The sequence below is a fragment of the Kribbella soli genome (assembly GCF_004331345.1).
Classification (GTDB): Bacteria; Actinomycetota; Actinomycetes; order Propionibacteriales; family Kribbellaceae; genus Kribbella; species Kribbella soli.
In genome coordinates this window covers 1,050,903-1,076,007 of the sequence record NZ_SJJZ01000003.1, presented here as the reverse complement: position 1 = coordinate 1,076,007, position 25,105 = coordinate 1,050,903, and the positions used below count along the sequence as shown (strand labels likewise).

At 68.3% G+C, this 25,105-nt stretch carries 23 protein-coding genes and 1 pseudogene; 16 read left to right on the top strand and 8 right to left on the bottom strand.

The features are described from left to right. Window positions 1-88 precede the first annotated feature (88 nt). Together E0H45_RS27905 and E0H45_RS27900 are read left to right on the top strand one after the other, a co-directional pair. A complete protein-coding gene (locus E0H45_RS27905) occupies window positions 89-1,303 on the top strand; it encodes an aconitase X (RefSeq protein ID WP_131342737.1) in 1,215 nt (404 codons plus the stop codon). After that, a complete protein-coding gene (locus tag E0H45_RS27900) occupies window positions 1,300-1,692 on the top strand; it encodes an aconitase X swivel domain-containing protein (RefSeq protein ID WP_131342735.1) in 393 nt (130 codons plus the stop codon). The genes E0H45_RS27905 and E0H45_RS27900 overlap by 4 nt, the downstream gene beginning before the upstream one ends. Here the strand turns inward: E0H45_RS27900 and E0H45_RS27895 are convergent. Further along, on the bottom strand, window positions 1,657-2,853 hold the full coding sequence (locus E0H45_RS27895; RefSeq protein ID WP_131342733.1) for an MFS transporter: 1,197 nt from the start codon (window positions 2,851-2,853) through the stop codon (window positions 1,657-1,659). The genes E0H45_RS27900 and E0H45_RS27895 overlap by 36 nt on opposite strands. A 231-nt stretch (window positions 2,854-3,084) precedes the next feature. Here E0H45_RS27895 and E0H45_RS27890 point away from each other — a divergent pair, with 231 nt between their 5' ends. Beyond that, complete coding sequence (locus tag E0H45_RS27890; RefSeq protein ID WP_202872534.1) at window positions 3,085-3,912, top strand: phosphatase PAP2 family protein; 828 nt, start codon at window positions 3,085-3,087, stop codon at window positions 3,910-3,912. A gap of 14 nt (window positions 3,913-3,926) precedes the next feature. On the opposite strand, the pseudogene E0H45_RS27885 reads toward E0H45_RS27890, so the two are convergent. Next, window positions 3,927-5,873 (bottom strand): annotated as a pseudogene (locus tag E0H45_RS27885) (bifunctional SulP family inorganic anion transporter/carbonic anhydrase); the annotation flags it as partial. A 149-nt stretch (window positions 5,874-6,022) separates the two neighbouring features. Next, complete coding sequence (locus E0H45_RS27880; protein ID WP_202872533.1) at window positions 6,023-7,348, bottom strand: nuclear transport factor 2 family protein; 1,326 nt, start codon at window positions 7,346-7,348, stop codon at window positions 6,023-6,025. Window positions 7,349-7,440: 92 nt separating this feature from the next. Here E0H45_RS27880 and E0H45_RS27875 point away from each other — a divergent pair, with 92 nt between their 5' ends. The 3 genes from E0H45_RS27875 to E0H45_RS27865 are packed head-to-tail and all read left to right on the top strand — an operon-like array spanning window position 7,441 to window position 8,989. Beyond that, the gene (locus E0H45_RS27875) at window positions 7,441-7,821 is read left to right on the top strand and encodes a winged helix-turn-helix transcriptional regulator (protein ID WP_131342729.1); all 381 of its coding nucleotides are present in this window, start codon (window positions 7,441-7,443) and stop codon (window positions 7,819-7,821) included. A gap of 8 nt (window positions 7,822-7,829) precedes the next feature. Then, window positions 7,830-8,603 carry an SDR family NAD(P)-dependent oxidoreductase gene (locus tag E0H45_RS27870; RefSeq protein WP_131342727.1) on the top strand — a complete coding sequence of 258 codons (774 nt, stop codon included), beginning with the start codon at window positions 7,830-7,832 and terminating at the stop codon, window positions 8,601-8,603. Then, window positions 8,603-8,989, top strand: a complete 387-nt coding sequence (locus E0H45_RS27865) for a helix-turn-helix domain-containing protein (RefSeq protein ID WP_131342725.1) — start codon at window positions 8,603-8,605, stop codon at window positions 8,987-8,989. The genes E0H45_RS27870 and E0H45_RS27865 overlap by 1 nt, the downstream gene beginning before the upstream one ends. On the opposite strand, the gene E0H45_RS27860 is transcribed toward E0H45_RS27865, so the two are convergent. Continuing rightward, on the bottom strand, window positions 8,931-9,698 hold the full coding sequence (locus E0H45_RS27860) for a DUF427 domain-containing protein (protein WP_131342723.1): 768 nt from the start codon (window positions 9,696-9,698) through the stop codon (window positions 8,931-8,933). The two genes, E0H45_RS27865 and E0H45_RS27860, sit on opposite strands and share 59 nt — an antisense overlap. A 73-nt stretch (window positions 9,699-9,771) precedes the next feature. On the opposite strand from E0H45_RS27860, the gene E0H45_RS27855 reads away from it, so the two are divergent. Further along, on the top strand, window positions 9,772-10,158 hold the full coding sequence (locus tag E0H45_RS27855) for a nuclear transport factor 2 family protein (protein ID WP_202872532.1): 387 nt from the start codon (window positions 9,772-9,774) through the stop codon (window positions 10,156-10,158). A 48-nt stretch (window positions 10,159-10,206) separates the two neighbouring features. On the opposite strand, the gene E0H45_RS27850 is transcribed toward E0H45_RS27855, so the two are convergent. Then, entirely contained in the window at window positions 10,207-12,234 is a 2,028-nt protein-coding gene (locus E0H45_RS27850) for a fibronectin type III domain-containing protein (RefSeq protein ID WP_131342721.1), read from the bottom strand. Between the two features lie 206 nt (window positions 12,235-12,440). Here E0H45_RS27850 and E0H45_RS27845 point away from each other — a divergent pair, with 206 nt between their 5' ends. After that, entirely contained in the window at window positions 12,441-13,898 is a 1,458-nt protein-coding gene (locus E0H45_RS27845; protein ID WP_238155321.1) for a lysyl oxidase family protein, read from the top strand. A 181-nt stretch (window positions 13,899-14,079) separates the two neighbouring features. Here the strand turns inward: E0H45_RS27845 and E0H45_RS27840 are convergent, their stop codons facing one another. Then, a complete protein-coding gene (locus E0H45_RS27840) occupies window positions 14,080-15,609 on the bottom strand; it encodes an MFS transporter (RefSeq protein WP_131342717.1) in 1,530 nt (509 codons plus the stop codon). Between the two features lie 124 nt (window positions 15,610-15,733). On the opposite strand from E0H45_RS27840, the gene E0H45_RS27835 reads away from it, so the two are divergent. Further along, on the top strand, window positions 15,734-16,606 hold the full coding sequence (locus E0H45_RS27835) for a LysR substrate-binding domain-containing protein (protein WP_130380615.1): 873 nt from the start codon (window positions 15,734-15,736) through the stop codon (window positions 16,604-16,606). Here E0H45_RS27835 and E0H45_RS27830 read toward each other — a convergent pair. After that, window positions 16,603-17,415 carry a UbiA family prenyltransferase gene (locus E0H45_RS27830; RefSeq protein ID WP_131342715.1) on the bottom strand — a complete coding sequence of 271 codons (813 nt, stop codon included), beginning with the start codon at window positions 17,413-17,415 and terminating at the stop codon, window positions 16,603-16,605. The two genes, E0H45_RS27835 and E0H45_RS27830, sit on opposite strands and share 4 nt — an antisense overlap. Window positions 17,416-17,433: 18 nt before the next feature. Between E0H45_RS27830 and E0H45_RS27825 the strand changes: the two genes are divergently transcribed. From E0H45_RS27825 to E0H45_RS27815, 3 genes are read left to right on the top strand one after another with little or no spacing between them, the layout of a single operon-like run. After that, window positions 17,434-18,480: a type III polyketide synthase gene (locus E0H45_RS27825; RefSeq protein WP_131342713.1), complete on the top strand. Its 1,047-nt coding sequence runs from the start codon at window positions 17,434-17,436 to the stop codon at window positions 18,478-18,480. Further along, complete coding sequence (locus E0H45_RS27820) at window positions 18,480-18,992, top strand: isoprenylcysteine carboxyl methyltransferase family protein (RefSeq protein WP_131342711.1); 513 nt, start codon at window positions 18,480-18,482, stop codon at window positions 18,990-18,992. Before E0H45_RS27825 ends, E0H45_RS27820 begins: the two co-directional genes overlap by 1 nt. Then, the gene (locus tag E0H45_RS27815) at window positions 18,989-20,005 is read left to right on the top strand and encodes an NAD(P)/FAD-dependent oxidoreductase (protein WP_131342709.1); all 1,017 of its coding nucleotides are present in this window, start codon (window positions 18,989-18,991) and stop codon (window positions 20,003-20,005) included. Before E0H45_RS27820 ends, E0H45_RS27815 begins: the two co-directional genes overlap by 4 nt. 237 nt (window positions 20,006-20,242) lie before the next feature. Here the strand turns inward: E0H45_RS27815 and E0H45_RS27810 are convergent, their stop codons facing one another. Then, complete coding sequence (locus tag E0H45_RS27810) at window positions 20,243-21,781, bottom strand: PucR family transcriptional regulator (RefSeq protein ID WP_131342707.1); 1,539 nt, start codon at window positions 21,779-21,781, stop codon at window positions 20,243-20,245. A gap of 102 nt (window positions 21,782-21,883) precedes the next feature. Here E0H45_RS27810 and E0H45_RS27805 point away from each other — a divergent pair, with 102 nt between their 5' ends. The 4 genes from E0H45_RS27805 (at window position 21,884) to E0H45_RS27790 (ending at window position 25,105) form a co-directional block, all read left to right on the top strand. After that, the gene (locus E0H45_RS27805) at window positions 21,884-23,158 is read left to right on the top strand and encodes an NAD(P)/FAD-dependent oxidoreductase (protein WP_131342705.1); all 1,275 of its coding nucleotides are present in this window, start codon (window positions 21,884-21,886) and stop codon (window positions 23,156-23,158) included. Between the two features lie 247 nt (window positions 23,159-23,405). Next, entirely contained in the window at window positions 23,406-23,807 is a 402-nt protein-coding gene (locus E0H45_RS27800; RefSeq protein WP_131342703.1) for a VOC family protein, read from the top strand. Between the two features lie 13 nt (window positions 23,808-23,820). Continuing rightward, window positions 23,821-24,267 (top strand): GNAT family N-acetyltransferase, encoded by a 447-nt coding sequence (locus E0H45_RS27795; RefSeq protein WP_165546611.1) that lies wholly within the window; start codon window positions 23,821-23,823, stop codon window positions 24,265-24,267. Window positions 24,268-24,319: 52 nt separating this feature from the next. Beyond that, a complete protein-coding gene (locus E0H45_RS27790; RefSeq protein ID WP_131342699.1) occupies window positions 24,320-25,105 on the top strand; it encodes a hypothetical protein in 786 nt (261 codons plus the stop codon).

Here is a 25,105-nt window from a genome sequence, read left to right as displayed (position 1 = left end):
ACGAAGCGTGCCACGGCCGACTGGACGAGCGCGCCGCGCGCCGCGTCCGGCGGGTTGGTGAGTGGCACAGGTCCGCTAGGTTCAACGCATGCCGACTCTGGACCTGACCGCCGACGAAGAGGCGATGCTCGGCGGTCGGGACGGGGGCGGGGTGGCGCTCGCGATGCGGGTGATCGTCGGGCAGGCGCGGATCTCGGACGCGCCGCGGCTGGTCGAGATCACGTCGGCGCACGTCGACTCGTGCCTGTACCACGGTCAGGTCAGCCTCGACTTCGCGCATCGCCTGGTCGACCTGGGCGCCCAGGTGCGCGTCCCGACCACTCTGAACGTGGGCTCGACGGACCTCGTCCATCCAGGCCTCGTCCGGGACCACGAGCTCGCGGCGGCGGGGCGCGAGCTGATGGCGGCGTACGTCGAACTCGGTTGTACGCCGACGTTCACCTGCGCGCCGTACCAGCTCCCGAATCGCCCGGCGTTCGGTGAGCACGTCGCGTGGGCGGAGTCGAACGCGATCGTGTTCGCGAACTCGGTCCTCGGCGCGCGCACGGATCGGTACGGCGACTTCCTCGACGTCTGCGCGGCGATCACCGGACGAGCGCCGTACGCCGGATTGCAGACTCCCGAGGCCCGGCGGGGGACCGTGGTGTTCGACTGCCGCCCGCTGGGCGAGTTCTCCGACTTGACGTACCCGTTGCTCGGTCATCACATCGGATCGGTGGTCGGGGCCGAAATCCCTGTACTGCTAGGGATTCCGTCCGAGGCGAGCGAGGACGACCTGAAGGCCCTCGGTGCGGCGGCCGCGTCGGCCGGCGGTGTCGCGTTGTTCCATGCGGTGGGCATTACGCCAGAGGCGCCGACAGCGGTGGACGGCCTGCCGGTGCGAGTGGTTGACCTCGAGACCCTGCAGCGTGTCCGACGCGAGTTGTCGACGGTCGCCTCAGAGTTGGATGCGGTGAGCATCGGCACGCCGCACGCGTCGTACGCCGAATGCGTCCGGCTGTCCGAGCTGCTGGTGGGACCGCCCTTGCAGCTGCCGTTCTACCTGTCGACCGCTCGCGCGACACGGGAGCTCTTGGCCGCGAACGGCGTACTGCAGGTGTTGGAGGGCGCGGGCGTAACGGTCATCGTCGACACCTGCACATACGTCACGGCGATCCTGTCGCCCACCTGGAAGTACGTGATGACGAACTCGGGCAAGTGGGCGCACTACGCACCCGGCAACATCAACGTCTCCGCGGTCCTCGGCTCGCTCACCGAATGCGTCGCCTCGGCCCGCGCCGGCCACGTGGTGCTCGACGCATGATCATCCACGGCCGAACCCTCCATCCTGGCACCGCTTCGGGTACGCCGATCCGTCTGACCGCGCCGCTCTCCTTCTGGGGCGGCACCGACAACGAGGGCCGCATCGTCGACGCGCATCACCCGCAGTGCGGCGAGGTCCTCACCGGCCGCATCCTCCTGATGGAATCCGGCCGCGGCTCCAGCTCCGCGTCGAGCGTCCTCGCGGAACAGATCCGCGCCGGCACCGCCCCCGCCGCTATCATCCTGTCCCGCCCCGACCCGATCATCCCGCTCGGCGCCCTCATCGCCGCCGAGCTGTACGACCTCAACCTCCCGGTCGTCGTCGCGTCGTACGACGCAATCCCCGCCGACGCCCTAGTGCAGGTCACCGACGGCAGGATCACCTGGTGACCGGCGCATCAGTACGGCGGTTGCCGCGAACAGGACCGCACACGCCGTGAGCGCGAGCGGCAATGTGGTGAGTTGTGCGATCGCGGAGATGGTCACGCCGCAGACGATCTCGCCCAGGTACTCCAGTTGCGCGAGGAACGAGTGCGTCGTCGCGCGGATGTCGGCGGTAGTGCGGGCGTTGACCCAGATCGTGCTGATCACGCGAGTGAGGGGCGTGACGATGCCGTTCAGCAGGACGACGGCGATCGCGCCGATGATCGGGTCTGCGGCGAACGCGAGCAACAGCATGGCCAGCACTCCGACGAGAGCGGCCAACGCGTAGTCGGTCGCGGCGTGTGCGCCGTTGATGCGGTGCGTGACCAGCCGGAGTACGACGGCGCCGACGATCAGACCGGTGACGCCGAGGGCGGTGAACCAGACGATTGGATCCGGCGCGCTCGGCAGCCCCAGGTCGAGAAGTTGCTTCTGGGTAAGGCGTCCGGCGGCATCGGAGGCGCCGTTCACGAGGAAGGTCGCGGCGAAGATCAGCAGGATCGCGCGGCTGCGTCGTACCAGCGTGACGCCGCGACGGAACGTGCTCCAGGACGCGGACCACCGGGCGGTCCGGGTCGGGACGAAGTTGTGTTCGGTGAAGCGGAATGCGACGTACAGCGCGAGCGCCGCCATCGCGGCGCCGGCGATCACGATGGTGAGGTCGCGCCGGGTTGCCCAGGCGAGCAGCCCGAGGAGGACGAGACCGGTCGCCGCACCGGTCAGCTGCGCGCGGGCGGCCCGCGCGAGGACGAGGTTGATCTCCTCCGGCCGATCCAGTTCGTCGGTGATCAGGGCGACGTCGGATCCGCTCGCGAAGGTCCACGAGATACCCCACAGCACCTGCGTGGCGAGCAGTGCGGGGAACGACTCGAACAGCCCGGTCGCGAGCATCGCCGTACCCATCAGCACCTGGGAGATGACCAGCGACCACTTGCGGCTGATCGTGTCGGCGATGACGCCGGCCGGTACTTCGAAGACGAGCGCGAACGCACTCTGCACGGACCCGATCAGCACGAGCTCGGCGGGGGAGAGTCCGGCGTCGACGACCAGATAGACGCTGGTGACCAGCCACCACCCGTTGTGCAGCACCGCCCGCATCCACGTCCACCGGATGAAAACCGTCACCATGCGAGCACTCTCCCGAGGCCGGCACCCTGCGTCGACCGATTTAGCCGGGGCCTTCACCCTGCCCAAATGTGAGTTGGTTCATATTATTCGCAACTATCAGCATGTTGCGATAATTTGAAAGAGTGCCAGGAATCACAAGGGAAAACGAATGACCGTTCTTGATCTGGGAGCGGGCCTGGGCGCAGGGTGGGATTTCAGAGAACGAGCGTTCGGTTTGATGTGGGGGTCGGCATGGCGCAGGTGACTCTGGAGCGGGTAGGGCAGTCGAGTCTGCCGGAGCTGGGGCGGCATCGCGGCGGGAGCTGGCGGATCGTCAAGGAGATCGCGCTGCTCGCCGGGCTGTTCGGGGTCTACAACCTCGGCCGCTTCCTGTCCGCGGAGCATGCGGGGTCGGCGTTCAGGCACGCGGACGAACTGATCCGCTGGGAGGCCTGGCTCGGGCTGCCGAGCGAGTCGACGATCCAGCACCACGCGCTGAAGGTCGACGGACTCGCCCAGCTCGCCAACGTGTTCTACGCGGGCGTGCACTTCCCGCTGACCGCGGTGGTGCTGCTCTGGTTGCTGATCCGCCGCCCGGCCGAGTACGGGAAGGCCCGCTGGGCGCTCGCGTCACTGACCGGGCTGGCGTTGATCGGGCACATGTTCTTCCCGCTCGCCCCGCCGCGGATGATGCCGGGCTGGGTGGATACGGGCGTGCTGCTCGGTCAGTCGGTCTACGGACCGAGCACGCACTCCGGGGTCGCGAACCAGTTCGCCGCGATGCCGAGTCTGCACGTCGGCTGGGCGTTCATGGTCGCGGTCTTCCTGATCCGGGCGACCCGGTCGCGCTGGCGCTGGCTGTGGATCGCACATCCGTTGCTCACGTTCACGGTCGTCGTGGTCACCGCGAACCACTACTGGCTGGACGGGTTGGTCGCGATCGCGCTCGCCGTACCGCTGCTCCTGATCTTCGACAGCTCCTCGCCGGCGCGGACCAGGAACGGCGCGCGGTCCAGGACCGAGCGCGCCGTCGCCGCGCCGATGTCGAACCAGAGCCCGATCAGCTCGAGCCGGCCATGATCCTCGGCCGCGCGGACACAGGGGAAGCTCCGCAGATTCTCCAGCTGTACGGCGACATTCGCGACGGACAGCTTGTCGGCCGGCGACAACTGCACGCCGGTCGCGGGATCCACGATGTCCGGGAGCGCGACCGCCCGCCGTACCGACGGCTCCAGGTGCCGTAACCAGTTCTGCAGCCCCGATCCTTCGGGTACGTCGGCCGCGAGCGCGGCGGCCGCGGCGCCGCAGGAGGAATGACCGCAGACCACGATCGACTTCACCCCGAGTACATCGACCGCGTACTCGATCGCGGCGTCGACCGAGTTGCTGTTCGATCCCTTCGGCGGCACAAGATTCCCGATGTTCCGCACGCAGAACTGGTCACCCGGACCGCTCGTCGTGATCATCGTCGGCACGATCCGCGAGTCCGCGCACGTGATGAACAGGTGCGCCGGCTTTTGCCCATCGGCCGCGAGCTTCGCCAGCAACGCCCGGATCGGGACGTCGTCCAACTGCTCGGCGGACCCGGCGCGGTACACCTCGACCGAACCGCCGCGCGCGATGTGCCCGCGCCGCCAGTCCTCGATCGCCTCGGACGCCGCATGGTCGAGATGATCCACCGTGAGATCGATCCGAACCGTTGCGCCGGGAGGGATCGAGCGCAGCGTCCGCACCAGCGACGAGACTCCGAGGAACACCAGCGCACCACGGATCCGTACCGTCCACACGCCATCGGCCTCGGTCGCCGTCACGGTTGCCTGCGCGAGCCGGTACAGCACGCGCGCGAGCGCGAGCACCAGACCGAGCAGGACGCCTTCGGCCAGTCCCAGTACGCCGACGCCGACCGCGGTCACGACGTACACGAGCAACTCGTCGTGCCGACGCAGCGTTCGGATGTGGGCGAGCTGCACCAGGCGCAGTCCGGTGACGAGCAGTACGCCGGCCAGCGCGGCCATCGGGATCAGTTCGAGCATCGACCCCGCCGCGAGTACGAACGCCGCGATCCACAGACCGTGCAGAATCGCCGACGCGCGGGTCCGGGCGCCGGCCGCGACGTTCGTCGACGAGCGCACGATCACGCCGGTGACCGGCATCCCGCCGAGCGCACCGGACACCGCGTTGGCGGCGCCCTGGCCGATCAGTTCGCGATCGAGATTGCTCCGCCGGCCGCGATGAAGCTTGTCGACGGCAACGGCCGACAGCAACGACTCGACACTGGCGACGAGCGCGACAGTCAGTACGGCGGTGGCGATCTCGAGCGGCGTACCCTTCGGCATCACCGGGAGGATCAGACTCTGCAACGGGTTGTCCGGCAGGTCGACCCGGGTCACGTCGGGCATGGTGACCGCGGCCAATGCCGTGACCGCCACGACGGCGACGAGTGGTGCCGGAATCACCTTTACTTTAGGGATTCGCGGCCAGGTGAGCACGATCGCGACCGTGAGTATGCCGGCCACGACCGAGTGGCCGTGGTGCGCGATCAGCTGCGCGGGGAGCGCTGTCACGTTGGAGATCAATGAGCTCTGGGCTTTGCCGCCGAGCACCACGTGCAGCTGCTGGACGGCGATCGTGACGCCGATCCCGGCGAGCATGCCGTGCACGACGGCGGGAGAGAGGGACAGCGCCAGTCGCCCGATTCGGGTGACTCCTAGCACGATCTGCAACAGGCCGGCAGCGCAGGTGATTGCGGCGGTCGCGGCCCAGCCGAACTGGGTGATGAGTCCGGCGACGACAACGGTCAGGCCGGCGGCCGGGCCGCTGACCTGGAGTGGGGAGCCGCCGAGCGCGCCGGCGATGACACCGCCGACCACAGCGGCCACCAGGCCGGCGATCAGCGGGGCGCCGGACGCTGCGGCGATTCCTAGGGAAAGCGGTACTGCGATCAGGAAGACCACCAGCGAGGCCGGTAGGTCATGGTGGAGAACAGTCTTCCAGGACAGACGTTCGCTGGAAGTGGGGGGAGAGTGGGAAGGGGTCGGCACGGGTCCTCCGGCGTCGGTGCTCAGGATTGCTCGGGCATCAGGCGTCGAAACAAAGAGTGTCGATCTGGTTACCCATCGTACTGACCCGATCAAGCCCAGAACAGCGATCCGCCGAAATCGTTGCCTCCGGCGTCGAAGGTGACGATTGCTCAGGGCATCGACTCGAACAGTGTCCGGCGCACGTGATCGGTGTCGAGATATTCGCGCACCGCGACGATCGCCCCGTCCCGGACGGTGAACACTCCGCCACAGCTGTTCCGGTACGGAGCACCCGACCGTGACGTCGCCGCCGCGGTCCACTCGGCGAACACCAGGTCGCCGTCGGCGATCACGTTCGCGAGCGTGATGGTGACCCGAGCACCTGGCGCGAACACCCGGCCGGCGACCGCGCCGAGGAACTCGTCGACGACCGTGTCCCGGCCCTTCCACTCACCGGACAACGGCAGGTCGCCCGGAAACGTCCAGACCACGTCCGGTGCGAAACTCGCGCGCATCGTCGCCCGGTCTCCTGCCGCCACGGCCTCGACGTACCGGGTGACGACGGTCCTGGGATCCAGCGGTGGGCGCTCCTGTTCGATCACGGTGAGTACGGCGTTGCCGCGGATACGGCGCCGGCGGAGGTCGTCGAGGACCTCGGGCGTCCGGGACCAGTCCTCCTGGCGGCCGATCTCGGGGTGCAGCCGGCCGGTCGCGACCAGGCGGACGAGCGTCGCCAGGTCGGCCGCGTCGTCGCCGTCGGTGTAGTGGAAGTGCTCGATCGTTGCGTTCTCGGGTCCGTCGAACAGGGTGAAGAAGTCCAGTTCGATCGGCTTCCGGCTCGCCTCGCCGAACCAGATCAGCCGCCCGCGGGGGAGCAGTTTCGACAGCGCGATCGGCAGACTGTCGCCACCGACGGACTCCAGTACGACGTCGTACCGGCCGGGTGCGTCCGCGACGTCGTACACGATGGTCTCGGCGCCGAGCTCACGCAGTCGCTCGCCTCGGGGTGGCGACGAGACGACGGCGGTGACGCAAGCGCCCGCGGCGGCCGCGAGTTCGGTGACGTAGTGGCCGACTCCGCCGGACGCCCCGGTCAGGAGGATCCGTCGCCCGATCACCGCGCCCGCCGAACGGAGCAGCCGCACTGCGGTGAGACCTGCCAACGGCAGCGCGGCTGCTTGCTGGAACGAGATCTCGTCCGGGAGTACGGCGACCTGTGCGAGCGGTGCTGCGACGCGCTCGGCCCAGCCCGAGTGCGGCACGTGCGCCAGCACACGCGACCCGATCGCCGGTCCGCCGTCGATCGTCGCGACCACACGTCCCGCGACGTCCTTCCCGGGCCGCCAATCGGCCGGTGGGTTCTCGACCTGGAACGTCTCACCGCGGTTCACGGAGTAGGCCGCGACCTCGATCACGACCTCACCCGGACCTTGCCGCACCTCGTCGACCTCGGCCGGCGCAATCGCGTTCGGTCCGACTGGCAGAAATGCCCTCATCTGTGTTGTCCTCCGTGCGTAGACTCGCCAACGACGCTACGAACCCCTCGTCGCGGTGGGAAGACAGCACTCATTACTGCCTTAGGCACCAAATGGATACCGACCAGGTCAGAGGTAAGTGGGACGCCACCAAGGGCGCCTGCCCGACACGTCAGGTGCTGGGCCGGATCGGCGACACCTGGACGATGCTCGTGATCAGCACGCTGGAGAAGCACGGCACGCTGCGGTCCGGCCAGCTCAAGTCGGTCATCGAGGGCATCACGCAGAAGATGCTCACTCAGACCTTGCGTCACCTCGAGCGGGATGGCGTCGTACGGCGTGATGTTCTTCCTACTGTGCCGGTGACGGTCAGCTATACGCTGACCCCGCTCGGCCTGAGTCTGGCCGCTGCCGTCGCGACGATGCGGACCTGGGCCTACGACCACATGGACGAGATCGCCGAGGCCCGCGACGAGTACGACGCCAACATCTGAGGAGTCACGTGGAGCTGGAACTGTCCGGGAAGACCGCGGTGGTCACCGGTGCGAGCAAGGGGATCGGGCTGGCCTGTGTCGAGGCGCTGGCGCGTGAGGGTGTGGTGGTCGTAGGCATCTCGCGGGACGCCGGCAACCTGGCGAAGGCGCAGGACGAACTCGCAGCCAAGGGCCTGAGCTTCCAGGCCGAAGCGGTCGACCTCACCGACGCCGACGCGACGCGCGCCGCCTTCGAGCGGATCGGCGTACCGGACATCCTGATCAACTGCGCCGGCGCGGCCCGCCGGACGCCGGTCGACGAGCTGGACAGTACGGCGCTGCATGCCTCGATGGACGCGAAGTACTTCACGTACATGCACGCGACCGAGGCCGTGATCCGTGGGATGGCGGAACGCGGCAGCGGCGCGGTCGTGAACGTCGTCGGCCAGGGTGGTCGCGCGGCGAACCCGTTGCACATCGGTGGCGGCGCGGCGAACGCGGCGCTGATGCTGGCGTCGGCCGGCTACGCGAAGGCGTACGCGGGGCAGGGCGTCCGGGTGAACGTGATCAACCCAGGCATGACGCGCACCTCCCGGGTCGACGAGGGGCTGGAAGCCGCGGTGCGGGCGACCGGCAAGCCGAAGGACGAGCTGCTTCAGGAGATGGTCCGCGAGATCCCGATGGGCCGAGCCGGCGAGCCGCAGGAGGTCGCCGACGTCGCGATCTTCCTCGCCTCGCCCCGGGCCAGCTATGTCACCGCCTCGATCATCACCATGGACGGCGCAACGACCGCCGGCATCTGATGCTGACCATCGGCGAGCTCGCCGAGCGCTTCGGGCTCGCCACCCATGTCCTCCGCCATTGGGAGGACGAGGGCCTGCTCACCCCGGAGCGCGTCGCTGGTCGCCGGCGGTACGACGAGTCGGACGTCGGGCGCGTGGTCATGATCCAGCGCGCGAAGGCAGCGGGCCTGAGCCTCGCGCAGATCCGCCGTATGTTCGACGCCCCGAACGGCTCCGAACGTCGCGCGGTGCTCGGCGAGCAGGACGCGCTGCTCGACGAGCAGATCCGGCAGGCTCAGGAGTCCAAGCGGCTGATCTCGCATGCACTGACCTGCGCAGAACCTGATTTCACGGCCTGCTCACATTTCCGTCAGTTGGTCGCTGGGTTGGGTTCGAGAACGGGGTGATCGGGCGTTCCTGCGGTACGCCGTCGATGGTGATGTCGACGTTCTCGTTGAAGAACGCGACGTGGCCGGCGACCGGGAGCAGCGGCGCGGTCGGGAAGTCGTAGGACCAGGCGACGTCCGGGACCGAGGGGACCGACCAGTACGCCGACGTGCGGCCTTTGTACGGGCAGGCCGTGACTTTGTCGGACGGGGTGAGGTGCTCGAGTTGGACGGACGTTCTCGGGAAGTAGTAGCGCGGTGGTAGTCCGGTCTCGAAAACGATGACGGTCGCGGTGGAGTCGGCGAGGAGCTGGCCGTCGGCGGAGACCGTGATGTGACGGGTGGACTTGATCGCGTCGACCCGGGAGTACGGGTTCCGCGGGTGGACGAAGACCTCCTCGTCCTCCTCGAACCAGCTGTCGAGCGCGTCCCACTGGAACCGCACACGGCCCTTCGCGACGCCCTCGTCGTACACCCAGGCCTTGCCGACGCCCGCGGCGTGCACCCTCGCGTCACCGTGCGCGAACGTCTTGGTTTCGCCGGTGTCGGTCAGCAGCCCGTCGGCGACGTCCGCGAGCGGGACGTAGTACTGCGGGTACGGCGGGAACTCCCAGAGGTAGATCGCGTCCGTCGTGTCGAGGACGACGCGGTCGTCGAGCATCGCGCGGATCCGCCGCGGGACCGGCGCGGTGCCGCCGGGCGGGATCAGGGGTTCGGGGTAGGCGCTCATTCGTCCAGTAAAGCTTGTGCGGGCGGGGCCGGCAGCGCAACATGAAGTCCTACTGCAAGGCGGGGGAGGAATCGTGGGGGACTTGAGCCAGCGATCGGCACGTGAGGTGCTGGACGATCATCTGAACATCGCGAACAACTGGGCCGGGACCCCGTCGCTCGAGGAGCTGCTGGCCGAAGATCTGCGCCGGAACGTGTCCGAGGACATCGTGATCTTGATGAGCCGGGGCACATTCCGGGGCCACGGCGGGGTGCGGGAGCTCGCGTTGATGCTGGCCGCCGAGCTGCCGGAGCACAAGGCGTTCGACTACACCTACGTCGCCGTCGAGGGCCGGGTCGGGCTCCTCGAGTGGACGTATCAGGACTCGCAGGTTCAGGTCCGCGACGGTGTGGACTCGTATCTGATCGAGGACGGGAAGATCGTCGGCCAGACCATCCGTTACACGGTCGAACCGCGGTGAGAAGTGCGGGGCCGGCCCTGGTGGTACCGGCCCCGCGGATCGGTGGGGTTACACAGCGATCCAGTCGATGTCGGCGATGTAGCCGTTCGGATTGCTGACCTTGATCGAGTTCGATCCGGCGGTCAGCTTCATCGGGAGGTAGGTGACCTGCGGCGTACCCCAGTCGTTGTCGCCGAGGCCGTGGTAGTTCACCCAGTAACTGTCGGTGCCGTTGACCGTCAGCATGCTCTGCCGGCTGGTGTCGCCGTCGGTGTAAGCGATCTTCACCAGGTACGTGCCCGTGGCCGGCACGGTGAGGCCGTTGAGCGTCACCGTCGACGAGTAGCCGATGTTGCCGATCTTGGAGCCGCCCGAGCAGAGCGTGCATCCGGAGACACCCGCATCGCCGGTCAGCGTGCTGGTCGGCGCCTCGGCCTCGTAACGCACCGGCCCGCCGGACTTCGACGTGTACATGGTGATCCCGGCGCTCGCGTCCGACGTACGGCCGTACTTCACACCCGTCACCGTAAACGTGTACTGCGTCTGCGGCTGCAGACCGCCCACCACGGTGCCCGGCTTCGTGCTCGTCGCAACCTGCTTGCCGTTGGCAAACACCTGGTACGACGTCGCGCCCGCGCTGGGCCGCCAGTTCAGCGACACCGTCGTACGGCTGACGTCCGTCGCGGTCAGATCGGCGGGGATGCTCACCGGCACGTACTGATTCGGCGTGATCTTGTACAGCTTCGACCCGTGTGCGGGCAGCTGAGCGCTGACCGAACCGGAGACGTTCCGGGTGTTCTGGTTCGCCCAGATGTCGCGGACCGTGGCCTGTCCGCCGATGCCGAGCTGGTCGAAGTTGCCGGTCACTGTGGCGGGGGAGTCGGCCAGGTTGAACAGTGCGACCGTCGTACTGCCGTCCGCGTTCTGGGCGTACCAGACCTGCTGCAGCTGGTCCTGGTTCAGCGGACGCGCCGGATTGCCGGACTGGTTGATCGCGATGACCTCACGGTTCGTCAGTAGCTTCAGGCCGTACGCGTCGAGCTTGGTCAGATCGTCGCCCGCGAACAGCGGCGCAGAGTTGATCGCCCAGAACGTCATGTAGGACTGGCGTTCGGCGTCCGTCAGGCCGTCCATCGCGCCGACGCCGACGTTGATCGCGTCCAGGTTGTTCCAGTGCCCCGGCCCGGCGTCGTCGATCCACTGCGCGACGTCCCACCAACGCTGCTTCACCGAGCTGTCCCATTTGACGATCGTGTCGCAGTAGCACTCGACGTCGGTGTCGATCCGCCAGCCGTTCGAGTTCTGCTTCCACACATCGGCGTACCGGTGGCTGAGCGACCACGACAGCGTGTACATCATCGGCCGGCCGGCGTTCTGCACCGCGCGCCACCAGGCCTCGACGTCCTCGGTGTTGTTGTGGTTCGGGTCGTCCGGCGCACCCTTCCAGGAGCCCGGGCCGACGCCGTCCATCTTGATGAAGTCCACGCCCCAGCTAGCAAAGAGGCGGGCGATCGAGTCGGCGTACTTCTGCGCGCAGGGGCTTTCGTAGTTGATCTTGTACGCCGCGTCCCAGCCGTTCGTCTTGCGCAGGTCCGGGTACACGATGTCGCGCGTGAAGCAGCCCGGCGCGTCGTAGATCGGGGTGTTGCCGTCGCGGTAGACGTCCATGCCGAGGCCGACGGTCGTGTAGATGCCGAACTTCAGCCCGAGCTTGTGGATGTCGTCGCCGACCGCCTTCATGCCGCGGGGGAACCGCTTCGCCATCGCGACCGGGCGGCCGTACTCGTCACCGCCGTCCTGCCAGCCGGCATCGATGTTGATGTACTCGTAGCCGTACGGCTTGAGCTTCGTGGCCAGGGCGTTCGCCTGGGTGAGGATGTTCTTCTCGTTGATGAAGCTGCCGGGGCCGTCGGGATTGACGCCCGGGTAGTTGGTCGACTGCAGACTCCAGCTGCTCCAGCCCATGTACGGCTTGGCAGCGATCTGCGGATAGGTGGGCTTCTGGTCTTGGACCGCATCAGCTGGGGCGGTCGCGGCTGCTGTCGACACCAGGGCGACGGCAGCCAGGACGATGGCGGTACGGCGTCTCAAGGACATGGAAACGTCCTCCGGGGGAGGAGTGAGCGGACGTCGTCGAGCCTAGGCAGGCTTAATTTACGCAGTCAAGTATTGAGGCTCTGTTACTTCGTGTGACAGGACCGCCATGGAACCTTGATCAACTTCGCTCCGCGCCCGGGTCGTCGTACCAGCAACGGGCCGGCTCGTGAGGATGCCGGCCGGAGGCAGGAGGGGGTTCCGTCATCGTGAACACAAGGAAACTCGGCCGGACGGCGGTCGCCGCGGCCGGGGCGGCCGGTCTGGTCGCACTCGCGGCCGCCGGCGCATCGGCGGCGTCATCGGCGTCGCCGCCAGCTTTGAAGTTGGTTGCTGGAGGCACCGAGGTGACTCTGGACAGCGTCGTGGACTACGGCGTCGACCTGGATCTCGGTACGCATGTGGTGGCCGGCAACGCACCGATCGAGGTCCGTGCCACGCGGGCGTCGTACAGCTCGCCGGTGGTCGCGACGCAGTACGTCCACGGCAAGCCGGTCCGGCAGTTGCCGAAGGGGCTCGTCACGGGCTTCTCCGGACTGGGGAAGTTCCTGCACATCACGCTGACCGATGCTGCGGGCAAGAAGGTACTCGAGAAGGACCAGGCGGTCTGCCTGAACGGCGACGGGTCGCGGACCCGTCCGGATGCCCCGGCAACCTCGCCGTACCCGGACGGCTGTACGGCGAACCCGTTCACGCAGGGCGCGGTGTGGGGACTGCAGACCGGGTGGTCGGCGCGGACGTACGGCGACGGGGACCCGGTGCAACTTGCCGCCGGCAAGTACAAGGCGACGGTGACCGTGAACAAGGCGTACCGGGACTTCCTCAAGATTCCCGCGAAGGACTCGTCGGTGAAGTTGAACGTGACGGTGCAGAAGTCCGACACCTCCGGGGCTCAGAAGATGAGCTCGAATTCAGTGGCGCCGAAGCCGAACGCGGCTCGTCCGGCCGGCAAGGCGAGCGTGCCGAAGGGTCCGAAGCCGGACCTGCGGCCGGTGCCGGCGTGGGGGATCGTGGTAGCGCCGGGCGACGAAGGTACGCCGGACGCGAACAAGGACTTCCTGCAGTTCTCGGCGACCGTGTGGAACGCGGGCCCGTCACCGCTGGTGCTGGACGGGTTCCGGCGGCAGGGCAAGGACCTGATGGACGCGTACCAGTACTTCTACAACGCGCAGGGCAAGCAGGTCGGGTACCAGAACACCGGGACGCTGGAGTGGGACGGCCGGGACGGCCACAACCATTGGCATTTCACCGACTTCGCCCGCTACAGCCTGCTGAACGCCAAGCAGACCGAGGTGGTGCGCAGCCAGAAAGAGGCGTTCTGCCTGGCCGCGACGGACTCCATCGACTACACGGTGAAGAACGCGAACTGGCACCCGGACAACACTGACCTGCACACCGCCTGCGGCGACCACGGCTCGCTGTCGGTCCGTGAGGTCCTCGACGTCGGCTCCGGCGACACCTACGTGCAGTCGCTGCCCGGCCAGTCCTTCGACATCACGAACCTGGCGAACGGCACCTACTACGTCCAGGTGACGGCCAACCCGGAGAACCGGCTGTTCGAGTCCAGCACGAAGAACAACGTCGCCCTCCGCAAGGTGGTCCTCGGCGGCACCAAGCACCACCGCACCGTCCAGGTGCCCCCAGTCGGCGTCATCAACGCTCCCTGATGCCGCCTCGCCGGCCCGCCCGCCGGCACCTCGCGCCCCGGCCTGATCCAGCCGGGGCGCGAGCCTTGCCAGAACGACTTTGAGCACCCACCAACCATGCAGCGCGTCCAGAAATGGTTGGTGGGTGCTCAAAGTGGCCCGGGGCAGGGCTGGGAAGGCAGCTCGGCCCTGCCCCGGGAGTTCAGTGGTGCTGGGGGCGGCGGCGGGGGCGGAGTGGGCGTAGGTGCGGGTCGGTGCGGGCGTGCTGCCGGCGGCCGAGTGCGAACGGGCGGGACGTGCGGCTCGGCAGTGGGGTGCTCTTCGGGGCCGACAGGTGGATCTCGGTCTGCTGCAGGTTCACGCGGATCGGGACCTGGTGCCACGGGGAGCGTGTCCGGACGAGTACCAGCCGGAGCCGGCCGTCGCGCCGGAGCCGGAGTCCGATCGCGACCGTCGCCACCGCCGGGACCAGGCCCGCGATCATCAGCGCCGAGCGGGCGCCGAAGTGCTGGGCCAGGAACCCGACCAACGGCCCGCCGATCGCGCCGCCCCCGATGAAGACCAGGTTGTAGATCCCGGACACCCGGCCGCGCAGGCCGTCCGGCGTGGTCAGCTGGACCATCGACTGCGCCGCGGTCAGGAACATCAGCGTCGCCATGCCCATCGACGCCAGCACCGGGATGAACGTCCACAGGGAGGGCTGGATCGCGGCCAGTACTTCGGTGATCGTGAGCAGGCACGCGATGCCGATCAGGTTCCGCAGACGAGTCGGGCGGACGCGGCGGGCCGAGAGCAGTGCGCCCGCCAGGGCCCCGAACGCGACGACCGAGTTCAGTACGCCGTACCCCGAAGCGCCGGTGTGGAAGACCCGGTCGGCGAACGCGGTCAGCGTCACCGGCAGGCTGATGCAGAACATGCCGTAGATACCCACCAGCGCGATCGCCCAGCGGACGGCCGGCTCGTGGAACGCGTACCGGACGCCGTCGCGCAGGCCGTCCCGGATCCGCATCCCGGCACTCGCCTTGCGCGCCGCGTGGAACCCGGGCATCTCGCTCTCGCGCATCCGCAGCAGCGCGCTGATCGACGCGAAGAACGTCAGCCCGTTGAGCGCGAACGCCCAGCCGGCGCCGATCGTGCCGAGCAGCACACCGCCGAGCGCGGGCCCGATCAGGCTGCCGAGCTGGAACGTCGACGACACCATGCTGATCGCGTTCCGGACCGTGTCGCGCGGGACGAGTTCGGTGACGAACGACTGCCGGGTCGGGTTGTCGACCGCGGTCGCGAGACCGAGGACGAAAGCCATCGTGTAGACGTGCCAGACCTGGACGTGACCGGTGAAGGCGGTCAGGGCGAGGACGCCGGCACAGGTGCCCATCGTGATCTGCGTGACCAGCAGGATCTTCCGCTTCGGGAACCGGTCCGCGATCACGCCGCCGAACAGACCGAGCGTGAGGGTCGGGAGGAACTGCAGCGCGGTCGTGATGCCGACCGCGGTGGCACTGCCGGTGAGCGTGAGCACCAGCCAGTCCTGGGCGATGCGCTGGATCCAGCCGCCCGTCGAGCTGATCAGCAACCCGCTGACCAGGAGGCGGAAGTTGCGGACCCGCAGTGCGCTGAAGGTGTCCTTGAAGCCCGGCCGGCGCGCTTGCGTCTCCCGGAGCTGGGTGGAGTCGGTGTTGCGGTGGAGATGGAAGTCGGTGGACGGGACAGTACCGGTGGCCCGGGTGGTCAAGAGCGATCCCTACACGAGTGGACTGGTCAGGGGAGGACATGTCCATCCTCAGGGTTGGGTACTGAATTCCCCCAGCGAATTACTCCTATTAGTCTTATTGCGTCACGTAATGGGAGGTCTATCGATGTACGACCCGGACCAGTTGCGCACGTTCCTGGCGGTGGCGCAGTCGCTCAGCTTCACCCAGGCGGCCGAGCGGCTGGGCATCCGGCAGCCGACGGTCAGCCAACACGTCCGCAAACTCGAGACGGCGGTCGGGCGGCCGCTGTTCGTCCGTGACACCCGCACTGTCACGCTGACCGCGGACGGCGAGGCGATGGCCGGTTTCGCCCGGACCATCCTGGCCGCCCACGAGGAGGCCGCCGGGTACTTCACCGGCTCGGAGCTGCGCGGCCGGCTGCGGTTCGGCGTGACCGACGACCTGGCGCTCACGCCGCTGCCGAAGATCCTCCGCGACTTCCGCCAGCTGTACCCGCGGATCGACCTGGAGCTGACCGTTGCCCAGAGCCCGAACCTGCTCCGCCGGGTCGAGTCCGGCCACCTCGATCTGGCCTACGTGAAGCACGGCGCCGGCGGCGGCTACGAGCCGAACGGCCGGCTGGTACGGCGGGACCCGATGGTCTGGGCCGGGATCGCCGGGACCCGGATCGCGCCCGACGTCCCGGTCCCGCTGGTCGCGTACCAGGCGCCCTCGCTGAGCCGGTCGCTCGGTGTGCAGTCGCTCGAGCAGGCCGGTCGAACCTGCCGGATCACGTGCATCGTCCGCGGCGTCAACGGCGTACTCGCCGCCGTCCGCGCCGGTCTCGGGATCGCGATCTTCGCCCGGTCCCTGATGCCGGCCGACCTGGTGGAGCCCCCGCCGAGCGCCGGCCTGCCCGAACTCCCCTCCATCGACCTCGTCCTGATCACCAACCCCCGCGCCGCGAAGGAACCCGCCGAGGCACTGACCGCCGCCATTCTCGGCAGCAACGCCCCACTGAAGCCGGACGCGGGCTAGACGAGCGCGTCGCCGCGGAGCACGAGGGAGATGATGCTGACCGCGGCGATGGCGATCGTGATGAGGAAGGGGGCGTTGCGCCACAGGAGGATCGTGGTCAGAAGAGCGGCGACGACCGCGAGGGCGATCCAGCCGATGACGCCGATCGCTCCGGGTGGCGCGATGACCAGGAGACCGGTTGCTGTCGCCAACGGGAGCGGTGCGACGAGGCGGGCGTAACGGCCGAGGCGTTGGGGCCAGCCGCGGACGCCGGTGGCCAGGTCGTCGGCGAGGTCGGGTACGACGTTTGCCAGATGGGCACCGATCCCCAGGAGAGCACCCGCCGCGGTCGCCCACCACGGGGCCCAGACGTGCGCGGTGCCGAGCGTCACGAACGAGGGCAGTCCGCCGAACGCGACGGCGTACGGGAGCCAGGAGATCACGGTCGATTTGAGGCCCAGGTTGTACGCCCAGGCGCAGGCGACGAACAGCAGGTGCATCAACCCGGACGCGACGCCGTTGGCGAGGGAGACCGGAACGGTGACGACCAGCATCACGCCCGCACCGACCGCGAGTGTCCGGCGACTCACCAGTCCACGCACCACGGGCTTGTCCCGGCGGTTCACAATGGTGTCGCGGGCGGCATCTATCGCGTCATTGCTCCAGCCGATCGAGAGGTGGCCGGTGAGGATCGTTGCTGCGACGAGAAGACACCCGGCCGGACTGCGCCCGGCCGACCACGCGACGGCGGTGACCAGGGCGGTGACGGCGACGGTCGGGCCCGGATGGCACGCGAGAGCCAGACCCTTGACGGTCCGCAGCGTTCTCACCGACGTAACGATGCCACGATGACGCGGATCGCCGCGGTCCGGCCCGCGCTCCCGCCGTACCGGTATCCGCAGTCCGAGCTGACCGCCGCGTTCGAGTCGATCTGTCTCCCGGACGGTCGCGGTACGGCGTTGCTCCGCCGGCTGCACGCGAACGCGGGAGTGTCGTACCGGCATCTCGCGCTGCCGTTGGAGCAGTACGCCGTACTCAAGGACTTCGGCGAGGCGAACGACGCGTGGATCGCGGCGGCCGTGGACCTCGGGTCCGAGGCGGTCGCGGGGGCGGTGCAGGACGCGGGGCTGACGCTCGAGGACGTCGACGTACTGATGTTCACGACGGTGACCGGGGTGGCAGCGCCGTCGATCGATGCCCGGGTGGCGATGCGGCTGGGGATGCGGGAGGACGTGAAGCGGCTGCCGCTGTTCGGTTTGGGGTGTGTCGGGGGAGCGGCGGGGATCGCCCGGTTGCATGACTACTTGAAGGCGTGGCCCACGCACGTCGCCGTACTGCTGTCGGTGGAGTTGTGTTCGTTGACACTGCAGCGGGACGACTCGTCGTTGCCGAACTTGGTGGGTGGTGCGTTGTTCGGCGACGGAGCGGCAGCGGTGGTGCTGACCGGGTCGGATCATCCGGCGGCGTCGGGGCCTTCGGTGGTGGCGACGCGTTCGCGGCTCTACCCGGACTCAGAGCGGGTGATGGGGTGGGACGTCGGATCGGGCGGGTTCCGGATCGTGCTCGGCGCGGACGTGCCGGAGGTCGTGCGGACGTACTTGGGCGAGGACGTTCGCGGGTTCCTCGGCGATCACGGCCTGACCGTTCCGGACATCGGGACGTGGGTCAGTCATCCGGGCGGACCGAAGGTGCTGGAGGCGGTGGCGGAGACGCTGTCGTTGCGGCCGGGGGCATTGGAGCTGACCTGGAAGTCGCTCGATGCAGTCGGCAACCTGTCGTCGTCCTCGGTCCTGCACGTCCTCGGTGACACCCTGAGGCTGGATCCTGCAGGTCCGGGGTTGTTGCTGGCGATGGGTCCTGGTTTCTGTTCCGAGCTCGTTCTGCTGGAGTGGTGATGTACGGCTGGTATCTGGGGTTGGTGCTCCTGGTCGCGGCTGAGCGCGTGGCCGAGCTCGTGGTGTCGCTGCGCAACGCGCGCTGGAGCTTCGCGCAGGGCGGGGTGGAGTCGGGGCGGGGCCATTACCCGTTCATGGTCGCTCTGCACACGTTGTTGCTGGCGGCGTGCATGGTGGAGGCGCTACACCGGCCGTTCATTCCGTGGCTGGGCTGGACGATGTTCGCGGTGGTGCTGCTGGCGCAGGGGCTGCGGTGGTGGTGCATCAGCGTCCTCGGCCATCAGTGGAACACCCGCGTCATCGTCGTACCGGGTCTCCGGCTGGTTGCACGTGGCCCCTACCGGTGGATCCGGCACCCGAACTACGTGGCGGTCGTGGCGGAGGGGATCGCCCTGCCGTTGGTGCACACCGCCTGGGTGACGGCGCTGGTGTTCACCCTCTTGAACATCCCGATCCTCGCCATCCGGATCCGGTCCGAAGAGGCGGCGCTGAAGTCCGCCCTGGTGACGTGATCGACCTTCTGGTAGCTGGTAGCGGTCCAGCAGGCGCAGCCACAGCGATCCGAGCAGCGTTGGCGGGACTGTCTGTTGCGGTCGTCGAGCCGCGCTCCGCTCCGATCGACAAGGCGTGCGGCGAAGGCATCGCCCACAGCGCGGTCTCATACCTCTCCCGCCTGGGTGTGGAACTCACGGGCCGCGAGTTCCACGGCATCCGCTACCTCGACGAAAGTCACAGCGTCGACGCCCGCTTCACCGCCGGACCAGGCCTCGGAGTACGTCGTACCACCCTGCACGCCGCTCTGATGTCGCGGCTAGCGGCGCTAGATATCCCGGTTCTCCACACCCGAGTCGGCCCCATCACCCAGAACACCACGTCCGTCACCGCGGCCGGCATCACCGCCCGCTACCTGGCCGCCGCCGACGGCCTCCACTCACCCATCCGCCGCCAACTGGATTTGTGTGGTGAGAATTCCGGTGAGGTACGTCGTGGACTCCGCCAGCACTTCGCTGTCTCGCCCTGGACCGACCTCGTCGAGGTGTACTGGTCAAAGCTTGGCGAGGCCTACGTGACTCCGGTCGCCGACGACATGGTCGGCGTCGCCGTCCTCACCTCCGCGCGCGGCACGTTCGACTCACACCTCGACGCTTTCCCTCTCCTGAAGCGCCGGCTGCGTGGTGCGGTGGCGGCGAGTGCCGTGATGGGCGCCGGTCCGCTCCGCCAACGCGTCCGCGCCCGCACCTCCGGCCGGGTCCTGCTCGTCGGCGACGCCGCCGGGTACGTCGACGCGCTCACCGGCGAAGGCATCGCGGTCGCGTTGCGTACCTCCGCCGAACTGGTCGACTGCGTCCGTGCCGACCGCCCGCAGGACTACGAGGCGGCCTGGCGACGCGTCTCCTGGGAATGCCGCCTGCTCACCGCATCGTTGCTGTGGGCCCGCAACCGCCCACTCCTCGCGCCACGGATCGTCCCCGCCGCGGCCGCACTCCCGGGTGTCTACCGCACCATCGTGAACCGGTTGTCCTAGGCAAGCTCCTGGTTCGGGCAACGTTGTAGGGCCCGGCGATCGCTCAGACAATCGCCGGGCCCCACGGGTGGCCCGAGCTTCCTGGTGAAAAGCTCGGACCTGCAGCCTTTCCGGCTCCCTGGTGAAGAGTCGGACCTGCTGACAAGGAAGACTCTGTCAGGCGGATGTTGCCCAGCAGTTGCCGGAATATGAAGCCTTGTTACATGGGGCTGTGGCGTAGATCTCAGTGCCCGGTTCTCAGTGCTCGGTGCGTACTGCAGCAATCTGCAGCTGCAGCGCCAACCGTTCGCGCGGATCCGATAGATCGAGCTCCGCGATCTCCCCGATCCGTTTCATCCGGTGCCGCAACGTGTTCGTGTGCAGGTGCAGTTCCCGCGCCGCCCGCTGCGGCTGCCCCGGAAAGTTCAGCCAGGCCTGCAACGTTTCCACGTACCCCGTGTCGTGCTCGATGTCGTGCCGCAGCAGCACCGCAAGCGGACCATCCATCTTGGTGGTATCAAGCGACGTGACTGCCCGGTGCACCGTCAGCACGTGCCACGCCTCTTCGACCCGCAGCGCCGGCCCCGGCGCGACACCTCGCCGTACCAGTCCCAACAGCTCGACCGCCTCGGCGCGTGAGCTCGGCAGGTCGGCCGGACCGCGCGCGGGACCGCCGGCAGCGGCGTACGTACCAGCCGACTGCTCGAGGACCAGTTTCTGCAGCCAGGTCCATGACCCAGGTCCGTCAGTGTCTGTAACAACAGCCAGCACCGTGCCGTCGAGGTCAGCCAGCTGCGGCTCGCTCCAGCCGTGCCGGCGTCCGGTCGACTCCCACAGGTCGAGTTGCTGCGGTACGTCGTACCCGTCGGGCGACCCGAGTGCCACAACCCGCCACGGCTGCCGCGGGAGCCGTACGTCGACCGGGTTGTCCGGGGAGAACTGCCGCAGGATCGTCCGCAGCCGGTCGATCGCACTCCGCCGCGCTACGTCGGCCTGAGCCCGCAGCCGCAACAGGTGCAAGGCGAGAACGGAGGCGGCGTTGCTGAGCTCCGCAGTGACCGCATTACTCACCGGACCGTCGACAACGGCCCAGATGGACCCCAGCCACTCACCACCGGCGCGGACCGGTACGACGAGACGCGGACGGATGCCGTTCGGTCCGTCAGGTACCAGGAACGGCTCGCTGGATCGCGCCAGCCGTCGGAAGATGCCACGGGCCCGGAAGTGTGCGATCACCTCGGGCGGCACCCGGCGTCCGACGATGGTCGACACACGTGTCGGGTCGGTGAAGTCCTGGCCGGAGGAGTACGCCAGGACCCTGGACTGGTTGTCCTCGATCGTCACGGGTGCGTCGACGATCGCAGCGGCGGCGTCTGCCAGTGCGAACAGCTCCTGGTGCACGCCGGCGTCGCCAGCGGCGGGGGAGTCCGGTGCGGCCGCTCGGTCGAGTACACCGCGGAGGAGCCAGACCACGTGGGCCCACGTCACGCTCGGCTGCAGTGCGACGAGGGTCATGGCCTCTCGCTCCGCTGCGGCCACCACGGTCGGCTTGTGCGCTAGCGCCGTACGGAGAACCACCCCTGAGGCATTGCCGGCCGCACAGCGCTCCACCAGCTCGACGGCGTCCTCTGCGTCGCGTAGACCGAGTCCGAGCACCAGGTCGCCCGGCTGACCCGTCGCAGGTTCCTGCGGGTCGGCCAGGAAGACGTCCCGGACCTCGCGGTCGCCCTTACCGGGTACCACGACCTCGAACAGCGCCGGACCGACGGCGACGATCAGATCGGACGAGGAGATCATGAGGCCATTGTGCGGGTTATTGTGCGATGAGCACAGTCATTCGTCCCCGCAATGGTGTGATCGCACCATGACAGCCGCTGATGGCGGCCTCACCATCGATACATGACCACTACTGGTTCCGCTGGTAGCAACCACATCGTTCCCGACCGCGTCGCCGTCGTCGGCGCGGGCATGGTCGGCCTGGCCACCGCCTGGTTCCTCCAGGAAGCCGGTGTCGAGGTGACCGTGCTCGACCGTGAGGGCGTCGCCGCCGGCGCGTCCTGGGGCAACGCCGGCTGGCTGACCCCCGGCCTGGCCACTCCGCTCCCGGAACCAGCGGTCCTCAAGTACGGCGTCCGTGCGGTGCTGAGCCCTGCCTCACCGGTGTACGTTCCACCGACCGCGAGCCCGCGGCTCCTCAAGTTCCTCACCCGCTTCGCTCGCAACAGCACCGCCGGACGCTGGAAGACCGCCATGGACGCGCTGGTCCCGATCAACCGGCAGGCCCTGCCCGCGTTCGACTTCCTGGCCAAGGCCGGGGTCGAGGCGCAGACCTACGAGGCCAAGTCGTTCCTGGCCGCCTACCGGACCGTCGAGGAGCGCAAGGTGCTGCTCGAGGAGATCGAGCAGATCCACGCCGCCGGTCAGGGCATCGAGTTCGAGGCGATCAGCGGTGACGACGCCCGCGCGATCGAGCCGTCGCTGTCCGACGAGATCGGCGCGGCGATCCGGCTGCACGGGCAGCGGTTCATCAACCCGGGCGAGTACGTCCGGCTGCTCGCCGATTCGGTGATCGCTCGCGGCGGCCAGATCATCAGTGGCGTGGTTGTGAAGGACATCGTCGACGAGATCCGCGGCGTCCGGCTCGTCACCGGCGACGGCGAGACCGATCCGTTCGACGCGGTCGTGATGGCGACCGGTGCGTGGCTGGGTGACCTGGCGCGGCAGTTCGGCGTGAAGACCGTCGTACAGGCCGGTCGCGGGTACAGCTTCAGCGTGCCGATGGCGCACGTACCGGCCGGCCCGGTGTACTTCCCGGCGCAGCGGATCGCCTGCACGCCGCTGGGCGACCGGCTGCGGGTCGCCGGGATGATGGAGTTCCGCAAGCCCGAGGCGAAGCTCGACCCGCGCCGGATCGACGCGATCGTCGAGGCCGCCCGACCGCTTCTGCGGGACGCCGACCTGGACGCGCGGACCTTCGAGTGGGTCGGGCCGCGGCCCTGCACCCCGGACGGTCTGCCGATCATCGGCGCGACCGCGTCTCCGCGGGTGTTCGCCGCCGGCGGGCACGGCATGTGGGGCATCACGCTCGGCCCGATCACCGGACAGCTGCTGGCCGAGACCATCACCACCGGCCGTGCGCCGGCGGAACTGCGTCCCTTCAACCCACTGCGCTGACGACTCTTCCGGCTTGGAGGGACCCCAACGACGTGGTCCCTCCATCCCGCTGACCGTCTCTTCGAGCAGCCCCTTCGGTGACCCTCCCCGGGCAGCACCTCACCTGCCCGCACCTCCTCAGGCCACCCTGTCGCCGCTCCGGTCAGCCCTGAGAGCGGGCCCTGGCGTCTTTCTCCTGCCCAGGGCCCGCTCTTTTCTGTCGGTGGGCTGTGCGACGGTGATCTTCAGACTCCTGGGAGGGCACGTCATGGTGCTTCGCTGGTACACCGTCGTGATCGACTGCCACGACGTCCGCAAGCAGGCGGCCTGGTGGGCCGAGGCGTTCGGCTGGAAGACGATCATCGAGACCGACGACGAATGCGTGAACGTGCCCGGCTGGGTCGAGCCGGACCGCATCCATGACGTCCCGTGGGAGCAGATCGGCCCCGGCATGGTGTTCGTCCCGGTGTCGGAGGACAAGACCCTGAAGAACCGCCTGCACCTCGACTTCGCGCCACACACGAGCCAGGACCGCGACGCCGAGATTGCCCGTCTCGAAGCTCTCGGCGCCCAACGCGTAAACGTCGGCCAACCCGATGGGACCAACTGGACAGTCCTGGCCGACCCAGAAGGCAACGAATTCTGCGTCCTCAGCTCCCGCGACTTCTGAGACTGCCGAGTGCATGCTCACGACTGAGTCCACGGTGCCCGCGCACCGCATCCCAGAGCTCACCGACCTCATGCGTACGGCGTGGTGGATGACCGACCGCACTCCCGCGGACGTCCACCATCTGCTCGACCACTCGGACCTGGTCATCGCCGTCACCCACGACCCGACGGACCAACTGGTCGGCTTCGCCCGAGTCCTGACCGACTACGCGTACGTCGCCCTCATCCTCGACGTCATCGTTGCCGAATCCCACCGCGGCTCCGGCGTAGGCGCCGTACTACTGGACGCCGTCGTCGACCACCCCGCACTGACCGACGTCCGCAGCCTCGAACTCGTCTGCCAACCCGCCCTGATCCCCTTCTACCACCGCTGGGGCTTCACCACCGAAGTCGGCACCTCCCACCTGATGCGCCGCACCACCGACCCGCGTCTAACCGCCCAGCCTGTTGCCGACCACTGACAGGAAAGGCACGATCAGCGGAATCACCAGCGACGTACGGAGGCCGTGCCCGATGTCCGACGTGAACGGATCCCCAGCGCCCGCCCTGCCCATCGATGCACCCGCCTGGACGGTGAAGGCCAGGCCGGTCGTGGACCTGTCGTCCCGCATCCTCTGCCTGGTGATCGGAGGCGGGTTGCTGGTCGGCGGCCTTGTCGGGCTGTTCACCGACGTCGGCGAAGGCCAGCTGGTCACAGTCCTCGCCGCCGGCCTCCTACTTCTCGTCATGCCATCGATCGTCGACTGGCTCGGAAGCCTGAAGCTCGGGCCCTTCGAAGTACATCTGGTCCGCGAGATCGCCGCCACCGCCCGTGGAACGGCGAACACCCTGCGGCGGATGGGCATGGAGAGAGAACTCGACGCCTATGCGACGGTCTACACCGAGCTACGTGGCTCAGACCTCAAGGCGCTGCGTGGGGCGATCCTCGATCGGATCGTCCAGCGGGTGTCGAATGCCTCCGCCGTGCAGAAGTTCGACAAAGGCGAAGTCAAAGACCTGTTCAAGCGCGGCTCGCCCATCGTCCGCGTACTCGCGCTGGGCCTGATGGAAGGCGACCCCTCGCTCATCGACAGCGGGGTACTCCTCGAAGCCGTCAACAAGTCGCTCACGGGCAACGAGCAGTTCCACGCGCTCAAGGTGATCCGCGACGGCTGGGGTCAGCTGTCGCAGGCCGAACGGACCGAGCTCCTCGACGCCATCAGCTCGAACCCTCAGATCGAGAATGGAACCGCCAGACGTGCGGTAGCAAGAGAAATCCAGGGACTCCGCGAGAGCCCCTGGATTCCGTCAAATACTTGA

Bases quoted from the DNA above. Each gene is read 5' to 3' on its own strand.
- E0H45_RS27905 (WP_131342737.1), top strand. From the start codon at position 89: ATGCCGACTCTGGACCTGACCGCCGACGAAGAGGCGATGCTCGGCGGT.
- E0H45_RS27900 (WP_131342735.1), top strand. From the start codon at position 1,300: ATGATCATCCACGGCCGAACCCTCCATCCTGGCACCGCTTCGGGTACG.
- E0H45_RS27895 (WP_131342733.1), bottom strand. From the start codon at position 2,853: ATGGTGACGGTTTTCATCCGGTGGACGTGGATGCGGGCGGTGCTGCAC.
- E0H45_RS27890 (WP_202872534.1), top strand. From the start codon at position 3,085: ATGGCGCAGGTGACTCTGGAGCGGGTAGGGCAGTCGAGTCTGCCGGAG.
- E0H45_RS27880 (WP_202872533.1), bottom strand. From the start codon at position 7,348: ATGAGGGCATTTCTGCCAGTCGGACCGAACGCGATTGCGCCGGCCGAG.
- E0H45_RS27875 (WP_131342729.1), top strand. From the start codon at position 7,441: ATGGATACCGACCAGGTCAGAGGTAAGTGGGACGCCACCAAGGGCGCC.
- E0H45_RS27865 (WP_131342725.1), top strand. From the start codon at position 8,603: ATGCTGACCATCGGCGAGCTCGCCGAGCGCTTCGGGCTCGCCACCCAT.
- E0H45_RS27860 (WP_131342723.1), bottom strand. From the start codon at position 9,698: ATGAGCGCCTACCCCGAACCCCTGATCCCGCCCGGCGGCACCGCGCCG.
- E0H45_RS27850 (WP_131342721.1), bottom strand. From the start codon at position 12,234: ATGTCCTTGAGACGCCGTACCGCCATCGTCCTGGCTGCCGTCGCCCTG.
- E0H45_RS27835 (WP_130380615.1), top strand. From the start codon at position 15,734: ATGTACGACCCGGACCAGTTGCGCACGTTCCTGGCGGTGGCGCAGTCG.
- E0H45_RS27825 (WP_131342713.1), top strand. From the start codon at position 17,434: ATGACGCGGATCGCCGCGGTCCGGCCCGCGCTCCCGCCGTACCGGTAT.
- E0H45_RS27820 (WP_131342711.1), top strand. From the start codon at position 18,480: ATGTACGGCTGGTATCTGGGGTTGGTGCTCCTGGTCGCGGCTGAGCGC.
- E0H45_RS27810 (WP_131342707.1), bottom strand. From the start codon at position 21,781: ATGATCTCCTCGTCCGATCTGATCGTCGCCGTCGGTCCGGCGCTGTTC.
- E0H45_RS27805 (WP_131342705.1), top strand. From the start codon at position 21,884: ATGACCACTACTGGTTCCGCTGGTAGCAACCACATCGTTCCCGACCGC.
- E0H45_RS27800 (WP_131342703.1), top strand. From the start codon at position 23,406: ATGGTGCTTCGCTGGTACACCGTCGTGATCGACTGCCACGACGTCCGC.
- E0H45_RS27795 (WP_165546611.1), top strand. From the start codon at position 23,821: ATGCTCACGACTGAGTCCACGGTGCCCGCGCACCGCATCCCAGAGCTC.
- E0H45_RS27790 (WP_131342699.1), top strand. From the start codon at position 24,320: ATGTCCGACGTGAACGGATCCCCAGCGCCCGCCCTGCCCATCGATGCA.